13 protein-coding genes are annotated in these 14236 nt (G+C 65.6%); 11 read left to right on the top strand and 2 right to left on the bottom strand.

Features of this window, described 5'->3' with window-relative positions:
- Positions 1 to 80: 80 nt before the first annotated feature.
- A complete protein-coding gene (locus tag CFB50_RS39260; RefSeq protein ID WP_144020742.1) occupies positions 81 to 398 on the bottom strand; it encodes a hypothetical protein in 318 nt (105 codons plus the stop codon).
- Between the two features lie 412 nt (positions 399 to 810).
- Here CFB50_RS39260 and CFB50_RS34725 point away from each other — a divergent pair, with 412 nt between their 5' ends.
- The 6 genes from CFB50_RS34725 to CFB50_RS34700 all read left to right on the top strand — a co-directional run bounded on the left by CFB50_RS34725 (position 811) and on the right by CFB50_RS34700 (position 7501).
- Positions 811 to 1224 carry a DoxX family protein gene (locus CFB50_RS34725; RefSeq protein WP_069249841.1) on the top strand — a complete coding sequence of 138 codons (414 nt, stop codon included), beginning with the start codon at positions 811 to 813 and terminating at the stop codon, positions 1222 to 1224.
- A 217-nt stretch (positions 1225 to 1441) separates the two neighbouring features.
- On the top strand, positions 1442 to 2710 hold the full coding sequence (locus CFB50_RS34720; RefSeq protein WP_089445088.1) for an IS256 family transposase: 1269 nt from the start codon (positions 1442 to 1444) through the stop codon (positions 2708 to 2710).
- Between the two features lie 230 nt (positions 2711 to 2940).
- The gene (locus tag CFB50_RS34715; RefSeq protein ID WP_089448949.1) at positions 2941 to 3906 is read left to right on the top strand and encodes a dTDP-4-dehydrorhamnose reductase family protein; all 966 of its coding nucleotides are present in this window, start codon (positions 2941 to 2943) and stop codon (positions 3904 to 3906) included.
- 114 nt (positions 3907 to 4020) lie between these two features.
- Positions 4021 to 4929 (top strand): LysR family transcriptional regulator, encoded by a 909-nt coding sequence (locus tag CFB50_RS34710; RefSeq protein WP_089448948.1) that lies wholly within the window; start codon positions 4021 to 4023, stop codon positions 4927 to 4929.
- A gap of 178 nt (positions 4930 to 5107) precedes the next feature.
- Entirely contained in the window at positions 5108 to 6436 is a 1329-nt protein-coding gene (locus CFB50_RS34705; protein ID WP_089448947.1) for an MFS transporter, read from the top strand.
- 81 nt (positions 6437 to 6517) lie between these two features.
- Positions 6518 to 7501 carry a succinylglutamate desuccinylase/aspartoacylase domain-containing protein gene (locus CFB50_RS34700; RefSeq protein WP_089448946.1) on the top strand — a complete coding sequence of 328 codons (984 nt, stop codon included), beginning with the start codon at positions 6518 to 6520 and terminating at the stop codon, positions 7499 to 7501.
- Between the two features lie 236 nt (positions 7502 to 7737).
- On the opposite strand, the gene CFB50_RS34695 is transcribed toward CFB50_RS34700, so the two are convergent.
- Positions 7738 to 8010 carry a hypothetical protein gene (locus CFB50_RS34695; protein ID WP_089448945.1) on the bottom strand — a complete coding sequence of 91 codons (273 nt, stop codon included), beginning with the start codon at positions 8008 to 8010 and terminating at the stop codon, positions 7738 to 7740.
- A gap of 604 nt (positions 8011 to 8614) precedes the next feature.
- Here CFB50_RS34695 and CFB50_RS34690 point away from each other — a divergent pair.
- From CFB50_RS34690 to CFB50_RS34665, 5 genes are all read left to right on the top strand, one after another.
- Positions 8615 to 9622: a DMT family transporter gene (locus CFB50_RS34690; protein WP_174945259.1), complete on the top strand. Its 1008-nt coding sequence runs from the start codon at positions 8615 to 8617 to the stop codon at positions 9620 to 9622.
- A 191-nt stretch (positions 9623 to 9813) separates the two neighbouring features.
- On the top strand, positions 9814 to 10386 hold the full coding sequence (locus CFB50_RS34685) for a plasmid fertility inhibition factor family protein (RefSeq protein ID WP_089448943.1): 573 nt from the start codon (positions 9814 to 9816) through the stop codon (positions 10384 to 10386).
- 265 nt (positions 10387 to 10651) lie between these two features.
- The gene (locus tag CFB50_RS34680) at positions 10652 to 12001 is read left to right on the top strand and encodes a reverse transcriptase family protein (RefSeq protein ID WP_089448942.1); all 1350 of its coding nucleotides are present in this window, start codon (positions 10652 to 10654) and stop codon (positions 11999 to 12001) included.
- A gap of 327 nt (positions 12002 to 12328) precedes the next feature.
- Positions 12329 to 12658: an H-NS histone family protein gene (locus CFB50_RS34670; protein ID WP_027792132.1), complete on the top strand. Its 330-nt coding sequence runs from the start codon at positions 12329 to 12331 to the stop codon at positions 12656 to 12658.
- A gap of 295 nt (positions 12659 to 12953) precedes the next feature.
- On the top strand, positions 12954 to 14201 hold the full coding sequence (locus tag CFB50_RS34665; protein ID WP_089448941.1) for an MFS transporter: 1248 nt from the start codon (positions 12954 to 12956) through the stop codon (positions 14199 to 14201).
- The last annotated feature ends 35 nt before the right edge of the window (positions 14202 to 14236 follow it).

Raw genomic sequence — 14236 nt, 5'->3', positions numbered from 1 at the left:
GTAATGTGTAGATGGAAATGCGGTGGTGGAGCGGGGATTAAAGGTTTGGGATTTTTTGCCGTAAGTGCATCATTTTGATTTTATTTATTAATGGATTTTGAATGGAATTGAAAGCTTGCAGAGAGCGTGAATGTTTGATCAGTTTTTTCGCTTGCTCGGCTAAACACCGGATCGATCGATAGTGCGCGGAAGGCGTTCTTCCCGACGGCTTTCGGGCCGAAATCCTTGCCCACGCGACGGAATCCGCCGCGGACGACATCAACCCGCTTGCCCGTGAAACGTTTTCGTTTGCCAATACGCATTTCCAGTCCAGACGTCTTTTTCCGGAACAGGGGGCTTCGTCGATTGGAAAGAGAGTCGAGTTTAAAAATAAATTCACAGAGGGCAGATTTGTACACATAACATATCGTCGAATAGCGATTGCGATACTTCGATGTGGCCGGTGAGGATACGGAAGCCGGATATGAATGGGCGGTTTTCATGTTCTTGCAACATAAGGGCAGATCCATTTGATCGGATTCATGGCTGCTGCGTGGCGGCCTTGTTTCGCTCGATTGTCCACTTAATTGTGACAGCGAATCTTGTTTTGACGGATTGATGATTCCCGGGGAGACAGTAGACTGCACCCGTGCTTCGCCAGAACCGATCCGGAGCGCGCCGGCAGCGGCGCGACCAGGCGGATTCTTCGGCGGCGGGCTAGCCGGCTTGCTGTCCGAGTGTGCGAGGAGTGGTTCGTTGCCGACCTGGCGCGCCGATTCGGCGCGTATTCGGCACCGGACGCATCAAACCGTCAATTCAAGGGTGATTGCCATGCGTTACGTTTCACTGGAGTCGAAGAAGGACGAGCTGCTGCTGGCGGCTCGCGTGCTGTTGATGATCCTGTTCGTGCTGTTCGGCTGGCAGAAGCTGAACGGCTTCTCGGGCACGGTCGCGTACATGGCGTCGACGGGGAACCCGGCGCCTGAACTGGCAGCCGCGATCGCGGTGGCGGTCGAGCTGGCCGGTGGCCTGCTGATCGCGATCGGCTTCTACACGCGTCCGCTCGCACTGGTGTTCGCCGCCTATACGCTCGCGACCGCGTTGATCGGTCATCGCTACTGGGCATTGCAGGGGATGGAGCAATACATGGCGATGATCAACTTCTACAAGAACGTGAGCATCATCGGCGGGTTGCTGTTGCTCGCGCTGACCGGGCCGGGGCGGTATTCGCTCGACCGGAAGTAAGGCGCGGCGCGGTTTTCCGCAGAGGTGACGGCCCGGTGCGTGCAAGCGCACCGGGCTTTGCTGTTGGGCGATGTTCGTGAGGGGGCGGCGCCGCGGATGGCCCGCGCGCAGGGGCGGCCGCGTGGCGTGTCGACGTCGCCGGCAGAGCGGGCGTCATCCGAGCCTGTCAGATTTTTAGTGTGCCGAGGTCATGAGACGATAACGGAAATAACGTCCTATGACCGATGTAACAGTGACCAAGAAGAGCAAGAACCCGAAGGCGCCGAAGCTGTTCCCCGATGAGCTAATCGATCAACTGCTTGCCCAGGTACAGAGCAAGGACGCCGAGTCGATCCTGGGCGAATCGGGCCTGGCCGGCCAGCTCAAGAAGCAGCTGGCCGAGCGCATGCTTGCAGCCGAGTTGAGCCACCATCTCGAAGCCGAGGCCGAGCAAGGCAAGGCCGGCAACCACCGCAACGGCACCAGCCCCAAGACGGTCCTGACGCCCAACGGCGAGCTGAAGCTGGATATTCCGCGCGATCGGCAGGCGACGTTCGAGCCGCAATTGGTCGGCAAGTATCAACGCCGGCTGCCTGGCTTCGACGACCACGTCATCAGCATGTATGCGCGCGGCATGAGCGTGCGCGAGATTCAGGGCCATCTGCTGGAACTGTACGGACTGCAGGTGTCGCCCGACCTAATTTCGACAGTCACCGACGAGGTGCTGGCCGACGTCGAGCAATGGCAGCAACGCCCGCTCGAGGCCATGTATCCGATCGTGTACTTTGACGCGCTGCGACTGAAGATACGCGACGAAGGCACGGTCAAGAACAAAGCGGTCTATCTGGCGCTGGGCATCCGCGCCGACGGCCGCAAGGAAGTACTGGGTTTGTGGATCGAGCAAACCGAAGGCGCCAAGTTCTGGCTGAAGGTCTTCAACGAGCTGAAGAACCGCGGTTTGCACGACATCCTGATCGCGGTGGTCGACGGTTTGCGCGGCTTTCCCGAAGCGATCGAGGCGGTCTATCCGGCCGCCCAGATCCAGACCTGCATCGTGCATCTGATCCGCAATTCGCTGAATCTGGCGAGCTGGAAGGACCGCAAGCCATTGGCCGCCGCGATCAAGCCGATCTACCAGGCCGCCACGGCCGAGGCGGCGGCAGCGGCGCTGGATGCCTTTGCGCAAAGCGAGTGGGGCCGCAAATTCCCCACCGTCGCGGCCATGTGGCAGCGCCAATGGGAGCAGGTAATACCCTTCTTCGCCTATCCGCCCGAGGTGCGTCGAATCGTATATACGACCAACGCCATCGAGAGCATGCACATGCAGTTGCGCAAGATCGTAAAGAATCGCGGCCACTTCCCGAGCGACGAAGCCGCCAGCAAACTGCTGTTTCTTGCCTTGCGCAACATCGAAAAGGATTGGAAGATGCCGCCTATCACCTGGCGGCAAGCAGTCAATCAGTTCGCCATTCTGTTCGGCGAGCGATTCACCTCCGCCATCAGCTGAGATTTTTAACCGGCCTCAGCACACGAAATTCCTGACACGTCCCGTCATCCCGGTGGACGGGTGCGCCGTGCCGAGTGCCGCCCGCGGCGCACATGACGCAGGTCCGGCGCGGGGTTGCCGATCTGCCATCACGATGTACCGACTGGCATACTCGGCTATTCTCCCCCGCGACCCGGGCCCGAGCGTCGAACGCGACCTCGTGCATTTCCAAGTCACCCGAATGACCGCCCATGCCAAACCCGACCTCGTCGACTGACCTCCCGACCATCCTCCTCATCGGCGCCGCCGGCCTGCTCGGCCGCGCGGTTGCCGCATCCCTGGCCCGCGAATCGTCGCTGAACCTCGTCGCAACGATCCGGAACCCGCAAAGCGCAGGCGCAAAACGCCTGGCGCTGCCCCCGGAAAACCTCGCCGAGCTCGACGTCCTCGACGAGCCGGCCCTCGAACACCTCTTCGCCACCTGCCGACCGGCCGCCGTGATCATCTGCGCGGCCGAGCGCCGCCCGGACGTCTGCGAACGCGACCCCGCCGGCGCGCGGGCGATCAACGTCACCGCCCCGGCCCGCATCGGCGCGCTCGCCGCGCGCCACGGCGCATGGACGCTCGGCATCTCCACCGACTACGTCTTCGACGGCAAGGCGGCCCCGTACCGCGAGGACGCGGCACCGAACCCGCTGAACATCTACGGCCGCACGAAGCTGGAAGGCGAGGCGGCCCTGCTCGCCGCGTCGCCGCTGTCGTGCGTGTTGCGCCTGCCGCTGCTGTTCGGCCCGATCGTCGACTGGAGCGAATCGGCCGTCACGAGCCTCGTGCCGGCGATCGTCGCGTCTGCGCAGCCAGGCGCCGATGCCGTCGGCATGGACGCATGGGCGATCCGGTACCCGACGTATACGCCGGATGTCGCGGACGTCATCCGCGACCTGACGTTGCGCCATCTCGCGGGTGCGTCGATCACGGGCCTCCGTCACTGGTCGGGCGAGGAGCCGATGACGAAGTACGACATCGCGCAGCGGATCGCGGCCGCGCTCGGCATCGAAGCCGCGCTCAAGCGGATCGACCAGCCGACCGACGCGACACCGCGCCCATATGACTGCCATCTGGACGCATCGCGCGTGCGCGCCGCCGGCATCGATCACGCGACGCCGTTCGATACCGCGCTGCGCGCCGTGCTGCGCGATGCGCCGCAGGGGCTGTAGGATCGGGCGCCGTTGGCGGCCCGCGCACATGCGTCCATTGCGCCGCCCGCGCCATGAATGCCGTTCGCGAGCGCGCACCGGCCTGCACCTCATCGCCCACCCAGGAGCCCAGCCATGCAACTGAAATGGCTCGAAGACTTCGTCGAACTCGCGCGCACGCGCAGCTTCACGCGCGCAGCGGAGAACCGCTTCGTCACGCACCCGGCGTTCGGCCGCCGCATCCGGTCACTCGAGGAATGGGTCGGCACGCGGCTGATCGCGCGCACGAAGCCGCTCGAACTGACGGCGGCCGGCACCGTGTTCCTCGATGCGGCGTCGAACGCGCTCGACATCCTGCACGGCGCCCGCACGCAGCTCCAGGAAGCGGCGCCGGTGCTGGAGAACAATCTCCGGATCGCGACCGGTCGCACGCTGTCGGCCACTTTCTTCCCCGACTGGTACGACGAAACGGTTGCGCGCGCAGGCTTCTTCACGGCGACGGTATCGACCGGCAGCGCGGAGGAAGCGATCCTGCAGCTCACGGCCGGCGATGCCGACATGCTGATCGTCTATTCGAGCCCGCATACGCGGCTGCTGATCGATCGTGACCGATTCGACTGGCTGTCCGTCGCGCGCGAGGTGCTGGTGCCGGTCAGCGCGTTCGATGCGCGCGGCAGCGTGCGCTACCGGCTGCCGTCCGGGCAGGTACCGGTGCCGTGGCTCGCGTTCGCGCGCACGCTGACGCTGCGTGCGGTGCTCGCGCGCCATCTCGCCGAAATGCCGAACCGCCCGACGCTGCGGCCCGTGTACCAGGCCGACTCGTATGAAGCGATCCTCGCGATGGCGCGTCGCGGGCTCGGCCTCGCGTGGCTGCCGCAGCGGCTCGTCGCCGACGACGTGCGGCGCGGCGAGCTCGCGATCGTCGGCGGCGCGGACTGGCAGATCGGCTTCGACATCGCGCTGTACCGGCGCCGGAACGATCCGCACCCGGTACTGGACGCGATCTGGCGCGCCGCGCCATCACGCGAAGACGGCGAGACATAGCGTCCGCAAGCTCGGCGCCGGGGCCCGTGCGCCGATCGGCACGATTGCGTGCCGAAACGGCACGAACGCCCGCCCCGCGTTGCCTACACTCCGCGCTTGACTGGCCCGAACGGCCGCGGCACCGCCGCGCGCCGTCCTTCAAAATCCTGACGGCCAGCATGACCGGAGGAGCACAGGAATGACCCGCAACACGCACGCCGCGACGCCGGCCCCGCACAACCCGTGGCGCGAGATCTGCGCCGCGAGCATCGGCAACGCGCTGGAGTTCTACGATCTGCTGATCTACGGTTATTTCGCGATCGTCATCGGCCAGCTGTTCTTTCCCACGCACGACGCGGCAACCTCGCTGCTGCTGTCGGTGGGCACGTTCGGCATTTCGTTCGTCACGCGTCCGCTCGGCTCGATCGTGCTCGGCAGCTATGCGGACCGCGCGGGCCGCAAGGCATCGCTGACGATGTCGATCGGGCTGATGATGGTCGGCACCGCGATGATCGCGTTCGCGCCGACGTATGCGCAGATCGGCATCGCGTCGCCGTTGCTGATCATCGTCGCGCGGATGCTGCAGGGGTTCTCGACCGGCGGCGAATTCGGCGCGGCGACCGCGTTCATGGTCGAGCAGGCCGATGCGAAGCGCCGCGGCTTCTTCGCGAGCTGGCAGATGTCGACGCAGGGGCTCGCGACGGTGCTCGCGGCCGGCGTGTCCGCGCTGTTGAGCCTGCTGCTGACGACCGACCAGCTGCATGCGTGGGGCTGGCGCGTCGCGTTCTCGGTCGGGCTGCTGATCGGCCCGGTCGGGCTCTACATCCGCCGCAACATCGACGAACCGGCCGATTTCCGCCGGCTCGGCGAGAAGGGGCGCGCGAAGTCGCCGCTGCGCGACGTGTTCGCTCGCGATCGCGCGAACCTGCTGCTCGGCGCGGGCGTCGTCGCGACGGCCACGGCGTTCAACTACGTGCACAAGCTGTACATGCCGACGTACGCGGTCAAGCAACTGCATATCCCGGCCACCTCGTCGTATCTCGGCGCGGTCGTCACGGGCGCGATGCTGATGGTCGCTGCGCCCGTCGTCGGGCACCTGTCGGATCGGTTCGGCCGCATTCGCGTGATGCTGATCGCGCTGATCCTGGTCGGCGTCACGACGTGGCCGCTGTTCGTGATGTTGAACCGTTATCCGACGGTCGAGACGCTGCTCGCGGTGCAGGCGCTGGTCGGCCTGCTGATCGCGGTGAGCCTCGCGCCGCTGCCGGCGCTGCTCGCCGACATCTTCCCGACGAGCACGCGCGGCACCGGCCTCGCGCTGTCGTACAACTTCTCGGTGACGCTGTTCGGCGGCTTCGCGCCGCTGATCGTGACCTGGCTGATCGACGCGACGCACAACAAGCTGGCGCCGAGTTTCTACGTGATGGCCACCGCCGTGCTCGGGATCACGTCGGTGATCTCGCTCGGCCGGCGGATGCGCGGCGCGGCGGCTTCCGCCACGCCGTCGACGCGTGCAACCGAGGCGTGACGTACTGGCCCCGGACCCGATTCCGGCGCAACCGGCACACGCCGGCTGCGCCTTTCCCGAACCCTGTTGAGCCTTTCCGACATGACCACGCTTGAAGCCATCCGCGCCGCGTTGCCGGCGTATCCGATCGAAGTGGCGTTCCCCGACCTCTCGCGCTGGCGCGCGGGCAACACGGGCATCGACTATCTGCACACGTTCGACAGCGGCCGGCCCGGCAAGCACGTGATGATCCTCGCGCTCACGCACGGCAACGAAGTCAGCGGCGCGATCGCGGTGGACACGTTGCTGGCCGCGGGCCTGCGCCCGGTTGCGGGCCGCCTGTCGCTCGGCTTCGGCAATGTCGGCGCATACGAGCACTTCAGCGCGGAGAACGCCGATGCGACGCGCTATCTCGACGAGGACATGAATCGCGTGTGGACGCCGGCCGCGCTCGACGGCACGCGCGACAGCCGCGAACTCGCGCGTGCGCGCATGATGCGCCCGCTGCTCGATACGGTCGACCTGCTGCTCGACATTCACTCGATGCACGAAGCATCCGCGCCGCTGATGATGACCGGGCCGCTCGAGAAGGCGATCGCGCTGGCGGCCGCGATCGGCACGCCGGAGCACGTGATCATCGATCACGGCCATGCGAACGGCACACGGCTGCGCGACTACGGCGGCTTCGGCGATCCGGCGAGCGCGAAGAATGCGCTGCTGATCGAGACGGGCCAGCACTTTGCCGCGAGCGCACGCGATGTCGCGCTCGACAGCGCGGCGCGCTTCCTGCTGCATGCGGGTGTTGTCACACGCGACGACGTCGGGGCCTTCCTCACGCAAGCCGCGCCGGTGCGGCAGAAGTTCGTGGAGATCACGGAGCCGGTCGTCGCACGCTCGATGGATTTCCGGTTCTCGCAACCGTTCACGGGGCTCGAGGTGATCGAGAAAGCCGGCACCGAGATCGCGCGCGACGGCGACGACGTGATCGTCACGCCGTACGACAATTGCGTGATCGTGCAACCGTCGATGCGCCATCTCGGCGTGAACGTCACGATGGCGCGGCTGGGGCGATTGCTGGATCGCTGATGGCGTACCAGGGCCGCTGCGATGCGGTCCGTCATTGGGCTGGCCGAACGCGATAAATGCTGCCCCCCAATGGACGGCGAGCCTGACTCATTGATGCCAGGACGGAACAGATAGCGGGCATGCGGGTGTCACGTTGCTTCGTGTCGCCCCCCGCCGCCCGCGACGGCGCCGGATTCAGAATGTCAATCCGGCGCCGGGCTCGACGTACGGGTAATCGTCGAGCGCTTTAAGGTCGATTAACGAATGGCAAAGCGGGTTGCCGGCGAGCCATTCGCACAATTGTTTCCGTAGATAAACAGATTCCGGTTTTCTGAATAGGCCTGGTAAATAATCGAATAAACTTCCTTGGCACTGAACGAGTAGGCGCCGTCGTTAATGGTCACCAGCAGGTTGCCGGTGGCGTCGGTTTCGATCTTGTCGATCTTGCCGGCTTTGCAAAGCGCCTGGGCGGACGCGCACGTGGAGGCGAGCATCAGTGCTGAAAACAGCACGGTTGCAATCTTCTTCATGACTTTCCTTTGGTATTGAATGAATTAATGCGATCTGACGACGTCGGTCACGCCCGGGAAGACGTGACTGTCTTTCCGGATTGCTGATTCACAAGTGTCTGGAAATCAACGGTGGCCTGATAAGGGGAAACCCTGCGACCAAGCATGAATGAAGTAATTCATGCTGCGCCTCCGTATCTCGTTGCTCTTTGAATCACGGTGTTGCGGCGCACAACACAGACTATTTATTTGATTTTGATGGCGCCAATCGTATTAATTTATCGTTAATCGTATTCGATAATTTTTGTTTGAATTTGATTTCATTGAATTCTGCTGGCTGTTGTTTTTGTTTTTTGATTATTTCGATATTTAAATGATCGGCGACGAATATTGATTCGATGGTTGATGGTGTGGCGGGCGCGGCAGGCGAAGCGCGCGGGCGTTCATCGAAGGCGATACACTGCGCGGGTTTCCGAACACATTGAAACCGTCGGAACACCGTGCACACGTGTCAAGAACCGGCAACGCATGCTGCCGAGTCCCGCCGCGGCGGCCGTGTGTTTTCTCGCGTTGCAGGCCGCCTCCATCATTGCCGGAGCGGACCATCTGGTCGATGGAGGCTACGTTGCGAAATGAACCGGTCGATCACGCGTTCGGGCCGGCACGGTCCGGCGTGACGGGTTTCCTTGCCGCACCCGCCGGTCGCTTCGTGACGGCACTGACAGCGACTTGCCTGTGGGGCAGCGCGTTTCCGGTCGTGAAGGTCGGATACGGGATGCTGGGCATACGCCGCGGCGACACATTCCAGCAGATCGAATTTGCGGGCTATCGCTTCGTCCTGGCGGCACTGCTGCTGTTCGCGCTGATGGCCGCCGCACGCGTCGCTCGGCCACCGTTGAGCCGGACAACGGCCGTGGCGATCGTGCGCGTGGGCGTCGTGCAGACCTTCCTGCAATACGTTTTCTTCTACGCGGGGATTGCGCTCAGCAGCGGCATGGAAGGCTCGATCATCGCCGGCACGCTCACGTTCTTTCAACTGGGCCTCGCGCACGTGATGCATGCCGACGACCGCATGACCGCGACCAAGGTTGCCGCCGCCGTGCTGGGTTTTGCCGGCATCGTCTTTTACCACGTGATGGCCAACGGCTACGCATTCACGATCGGAAGCGGCCCGGCACTGATGTTGTCGGCGATGTTTTTTGCCGCGTTGGGCAACATGCTGAGCAAGCAGGCGGCCCCCGCGATCCTGCCCGTCCTGCCGCTCACCGCAATGCAGATGTTGCTCGGCGGCGTTGCCCTGATCGCGGTCGGCGGCGCGAAAGCAGGCGTCGCGCCATTCGACTTCTCGCTCGGGTCGGTACTCGTGCTGGCGTATCTGGCGTTCGTATCCGCCGCCAGTTTCCTGTTGTGGAACAGCCTGATGTCCTACAACAAGGCGGGCGCGGTATCGATCTACCTGTTCCTCGTGCCGATCTTCGGCGTCCTGTTGTCGTCGGCACTGCTGGGGGAGCCCTTGCGGTGGTACGTGGTGCCGGCGCTCGTGCTGGTCGTGATCGGGATCGCACTGACGCACGCCGGCACGGCCGGCCGCGCAATCGTGCCGAGCGGCGCCGGGCAGGGCGATCGATCGTGACACGGCGCCCGGTCCCGGGCCTTCCGGTCGGGCGCGGTCATCTTGACGTAAATGGAAAAGCGCTACACTGCGCGAGTTCCCGAACACACCGGGAGCATCAGGACACCGGGCCCGCGTATTGCAAACACGTGACGATGTAGTTGCCCGCCCCCTGACGCATTCGAACAAATCACGAGAGAAAGAGAGGGCCTATGCTGACACGTCTTCGTATCGGACTCGATCGCGCACGCGACCTGCGCGAAGCGGGACGTCCGTCTCCCATCCAGCCGCGGCCGCTGCCGAGCGAGCTGGTCGACCTGAGCGCGCAGCGCGCGACGTGGCGCGTTGTCGTTCCCGGCCAGGCCGACTGCTACATGGCGGCAACGCCCGCCGAAACGGAGCGCTTCGTCGTGCATCTCGACGCTCAGAAGTTCTACGGCCTGTGGCTCGGCACGAGCCCGGCGTTTCCGCAACTGAATTCGCAGGACTGCGTGCCGCGCCGCGTCATGCCGCTCGACAGCAAATACGCGTCGGCCGCCGCCGCGTTCCGGGCCGGCCGCCTCGAACCGGTGGAACTGCCGCCGGTCGGCTACTGGCTCGAGGGAAGCGGGTACGAAGTCGCGATGAGCAACGGCATAACGCGCACCTTCTGGCTGCTCGCCAACCGTGTGCGATCGTTTCCGGTCAGCGTCGACAACGCGACGTGGGCCACGATGCTGAACAACATGGCCGGCGTCGGCGTCGCGCCGATCGCGTACCGCGAGCTGTTTTCCCGGCACGCGTAGGTTGCGCGTCGCGATCCGGCGCGCCGCCGCGGCGCTGGATCGCCACCCGGTTTGACACGCCGCGTTCGCGGCCATTAAAGTCGCATCGCGGGCCGGTGGGTCAAGCACACGCCCGGAACAGGCAGCCGATGTTCCAGGACTACGGGGCTACCCCGTGGATGAAATTGACACCCCGATGCGTCGCAAGGAGGACGGTTGCGCGTTGCGCAACGCGACTCCTCGCAGCACCAGTCACGTTGGCTCATCGTCCCGCCTATCGATTCCCATGTCCGGCTCCCTGTTCGACACCACCCGCACGATTGCGGAAGCGATGCTGGCCGGCGAACCTGAACGCCCCGGCGTCCTGTCACGGATGGCGGCTGTGCTCGGCGGCGCGCCACCGTGGACTCACGAAGTCGCGGATGCCGCGCTCGCACGCTTCGGTGCGCGCTGGGCCGACATCGACATCGATACGCTTGCGGCTGACCTCTCCGATGCGCCGGCTTTCGTGCTCGCCTGGTACGGCAGCGATCGGCCCGTCGCGATCCGCGTCGTGCGGCGTCCCCCGGTCCAGCGGCCGTTGCCGGCGCCGCTCGCCGGCTGCGACGTGCCGCAATGGGCGACGCCCGGCGATCTTGCCGACTGGCTCGGCGTGAGCCCGCCGGCGCTCGACTGGCTGTCCGACCACTGGCGCGTCGACGCGCGCGGCAGCGCCACCCCGCTGCATCACTACACGTACGTGGCGCACGACAAGCGCAGCGGCGGCAGCCGCCTCGTCGAAATCCCGAAAGGCCGGCTGCGCGAAGCGCAGCGCCGCATCCTGCACGGGCTGCTCGATCGCATCGCGCCGCACGGTGCGGTACACGGTTTTCGCAAGGGGCACGGAATCGTGTCGTTCGCGGCCCCCCATGCGGATCGCGATGTCGTCGTCCGTTTCGATCTGGCGGATTTCTTCGTATCGATACGCGCCGCACGCGTGCACGCGCTGTTCGTCACGCTCGGGTATCCGGCCGAAGTCGCGCGTACGCTCACCGGGCTGTGCACCAACCGCGTGCCGTCCGCACGGCTGCTCGCGCCGGACCTGCGCGACCGGTTCGACTGGGTCGGCCGCCAGCGTTATCGCGAACGGCATCTGCCGCAGGGCGCCCCGACGTCGCCGGCGCTGGCGAACCTGAGCGCGTTCCGGTTCGACATGCGGCTCGCCGCGCTCGCGCGTTCGCTCGGTGCAACCTACACGCGCTATGCCGACGATCTCGCCTTTTCCGGCGGCGGCACGCTGGCGCGCGACGTCGAACGGCTGCAGGTCCGGGTCGCCGCGATCGCGCTCGAGGAAGGCTTTGCGCTGCAACTGCGCAAGACGCGCGTGATGCGGCGCGGCGCGCGGCAGCAATTGGCCGGCGTGGTCGTCAATCGTCATCCGAACCTGGCGCGCGATGCGTTCGATCTCCTGAAGGCCATCCTGACCAACTGCATCCGGAGCGGCCCGGCGTCGCAGAATCGCGATGCGCATCCGGATTTCCGCGCGCATCTCGCCGGGCGCGTCGCGCATGCGGCCGCGCTGAACGCGGCGCGCGGCGCGAAGCTGCGCGCGCTGTTCGACCGGATCGCGTGGGACACCTGCGACGTCGGCCAGTAATCGGACGTATCCGCATCGACGCCGGCCGGCACCTTCTGCAAAAACGGTGCACAGCACTGCTATCATTCGCGCCATGCCGCGCCGGTGCCAGGTGCGGCGCTTACTTGCCGCAGCCGTTCGCCGTGCCTTCGTACATGGCGGGCTGCGCGTTGCCGGCCCGGTCCTGGCTGTCATTGATTGACGCGCGACGTCGTTTAGTGCGTATCGCGCAAGCCACGCCGGCTCAGGCAACCGATTCACCCATTTGACAGCCCCCATCGGCGGAACTTCGTGGTAGGTTCCGCCATCGGAGCTTTTTGCGAAAACATGCCCAAAGAGGATGAATACATGACCCAGGCCCTGCAGGAACTCGAAGCACAACTTCGGGACCTGAATATCAAGCTGTCGGATGCGAAGCAGAAGGAGAAGCAGGCCGCGCTCGCGGCATTCAAGGAACAGGTCGAGCTTTTGGGAATTTCGCAGCAGGAAGTGCTGAGCGCGCTTGGCTACATCGTCCAGCGAAAACGCAAGGCGCCTGCCAAGTACTACGATCCGACGACCGGCCGCTCATGGTCGGGCCGCGGCCCGCGCCCGAAATGGCTCGAAGGCAAGGATCTCGATACGCTCGCCGTCGACCGCGAGGCCAAGACCTGGTGGCCCGGAGACGATCAAGGCTGAAGCCGGCCGGGCCGCCAGGCCACCCGGCGCCGTCCGGTTCGCGCGAGCGGGCCGGACGGCAACACTCCGCAAGCATGCTGCTTTTCATTCGGTGTCCGGCCTGACCGCGGCATCGCCGGTCTCGCCGCCGACACCGGATCGCCGTTTTTCCCCCCTTCATTGCCCGCAGATTCCCGCTCGCCGTCCCGCAGCGGGTGTCGACGCGCGCGCGGACCCTCGTCGCCGGCGGGTCTGCCGGCCCGTCGGGCACCGGCACAGGCCTTAGAATGTCGCCGGACAATCGTGGCAGGACACCATGGCAGCAAACATGAAATCTTCGGCGCTCGGCGGCCCGTCGGCCCCGCGCGTGGAGCAGGTCGGCGCGTACGCGTGGAAAGCGCTGGCCGGATCGGCGATCGGCTATGCGATGGACGGCTTCGACCTGCTGATCCTCGGCTTCATGCTGCCGGCGATCACGGCGGCGCTGCATCTGACGCCCGGGCAGGGCGGCGCGCTGGTCACGTGGACGCTGATCGGCGCCGTCGCGGGCGGCATCCTGTTCGGTGCATTGAGCGATCGTTACGGGCGGGTGCGCGTGCTGACCTGGACGATCCTGCTGTTCGCGGTCTTCACCGGGCTGTGCGCGTTCGCACAGGGCTTCGAGGATCTGCTCGTGTACCGCACCATCGCGGGCATCGGGCTCGGCGGCGAGTTCGGGATCGGCATGGCGCTCGCGGCGGAAGCGTGGCCGGCGAGCAAACGCGCACGCGTGTCGTGTTACGTCGCGCTCGGCTGGCAGGCCGGCGTATTGCTGGCGGCCCTGCTGACGCCGTTCCTGCTGCAGCACATCGGCTGGCGCGGGATGTTCGTGGTCGGCGTGCTGCCCGCGCTGCTCGCATGGGCGATGCGCAACAGGCTGCACGAGCCTGAAGCGTTCGTGCAGCGCGCAGCGCAGCCGAAGGCCAACGCGTTCCGCCTGCTCGTCGCGGACGGCCGCACCGCGCGCACGAGCGTCGGCATCGTGATCCTGTGTTCGGTCCAGAACTTCGGCTACTACGGGATCATGATCTGGCTGCCGACTTTCCTGTCGAAACAGATGGGCTTCTCGCTGACGAAGTCGGGGCTGTGGACGGCGGCGACGGTCGTCGGGATGATGATCGGCGTCTGGGTGTTCGGGCAGCTGGCCGACCGCATCGGGCGCAAGCCGACGTTCCTGCTGTACCAGCTCGGCGCGGTCGCGACGGTCCTCGCGTATGCGCGGCTGTCGGACCCGACCGCGATGCTGTGGGCCGGTGCGCTGATGGGCATGTTCGTCAACGGGATGGTCGGCGGCTACGGGACGCTGATGTCGGAAGGCTATCCGACGGCCGCACGCGCCACCGCGCAGAACGTGCTGTGGAATATCGGCCGCGCGGTCGGCGGTTTCGGCCCGGTCGCGGTCGGCGCGCTGGCCGCGCACTACTCGTTCCAGACGGCCATCGCGCTGCTCGCCGGCCTCTACGTGCTCGACATGGTCGCGACGCTGTTCCTGATTCCCGAGCTCAAGGGCGTCGAGCTCGAATGAGCGCGCCGATCGCGCGCCACCCACCGACCAACGAC

This window comes from Burkholderia sp. AU33423, from assembly GCF_002223135.1.
Classification (GTDB): domain Bacteria; phylum Pseudomonadota; class Gammaproteobacteria; order Burkholderiales; family Burkholderiaceae; genus Burkholderia; species Burkholderia lata_D.
This window is presented reverse-complemented; position numbering and strand designations above follow the sequence as displayed.

Coding starts and splice junctions, on each gene's coding strand:
- CFB50_RS34725 (WP_069249841.1), top strand. CDS start 811: ATGCGTTACGTTTCACTGGAGTCGAAGAAGGACGAGCTGCTGCTGGCG.
- CFB50_RS34685 (WP_089448943.1), top strand. CDS start 9,814: ATGCTGACACGTCTTCGTATCGGACTCGATCGCGCACGCGACCTGCGC.
- CFB50_RS34715 (WP_089448949.1), top strand. CDS start 2,941: ATGCCAAACCCGACCTCGTCGACTGACCTCCCGACCATCCTCCTCATC.
- CFB50_RS34695 (WP_089448945.1), bottom strand. CDS start 8,010: ATGAAGAAGATTGCAACCGTGCTGTTTTCAGCACTGATGCTCGCCTCC.
- CFB50_RS34720 (WP_089445088.1), top strand. CDS start 1,442: ATGACCGATGTAACAGTGACCAAGAAGAGCAAGAACCCGAAGGCGCCG.
- CFB50_RS34670 (WP_027792132.1), top strand. CDS start 12,329: ATGACCCAGGCCCTGCAGGAACTCGAAGCACAACTTCGGGACCTGAAT.
- CFB50_RS34665 (WP_089448941.1), top strand. CDS start 12,954: ATGGCAGCAAACATGAAATCTTCGGCGCTCGGCGGCCCGTCGGCCCCG.
- CFB50_RS34705 (WP_089448947.1), top strand. CDS start 5,108: ATGACCCGCAACACGCACGCCGCGACGCCGGCCCCGCACAACCCGTGG.
- CFB50_RS34710 (WP_089448948.1), top strand. CDS start 4,021: ATGCAACTGAAATGGCTCGAAGACTTCGTCGAACTCGCGCGCACGCGC.
- CFB50_RS34680 (WP_089448942.1), top strand. CDS start 10,652: ATGTCCGGCTCCCTGTTCGACACCACCCGCACGATTGCGGAAGCGATG.
- CFB50_RS34700 (WP_089448946.1), top strand. CDS start 6,518: ATGACCACGCTTGAAGCCATCCGCGCCGCGTTGCCGGCGTATCCGATC.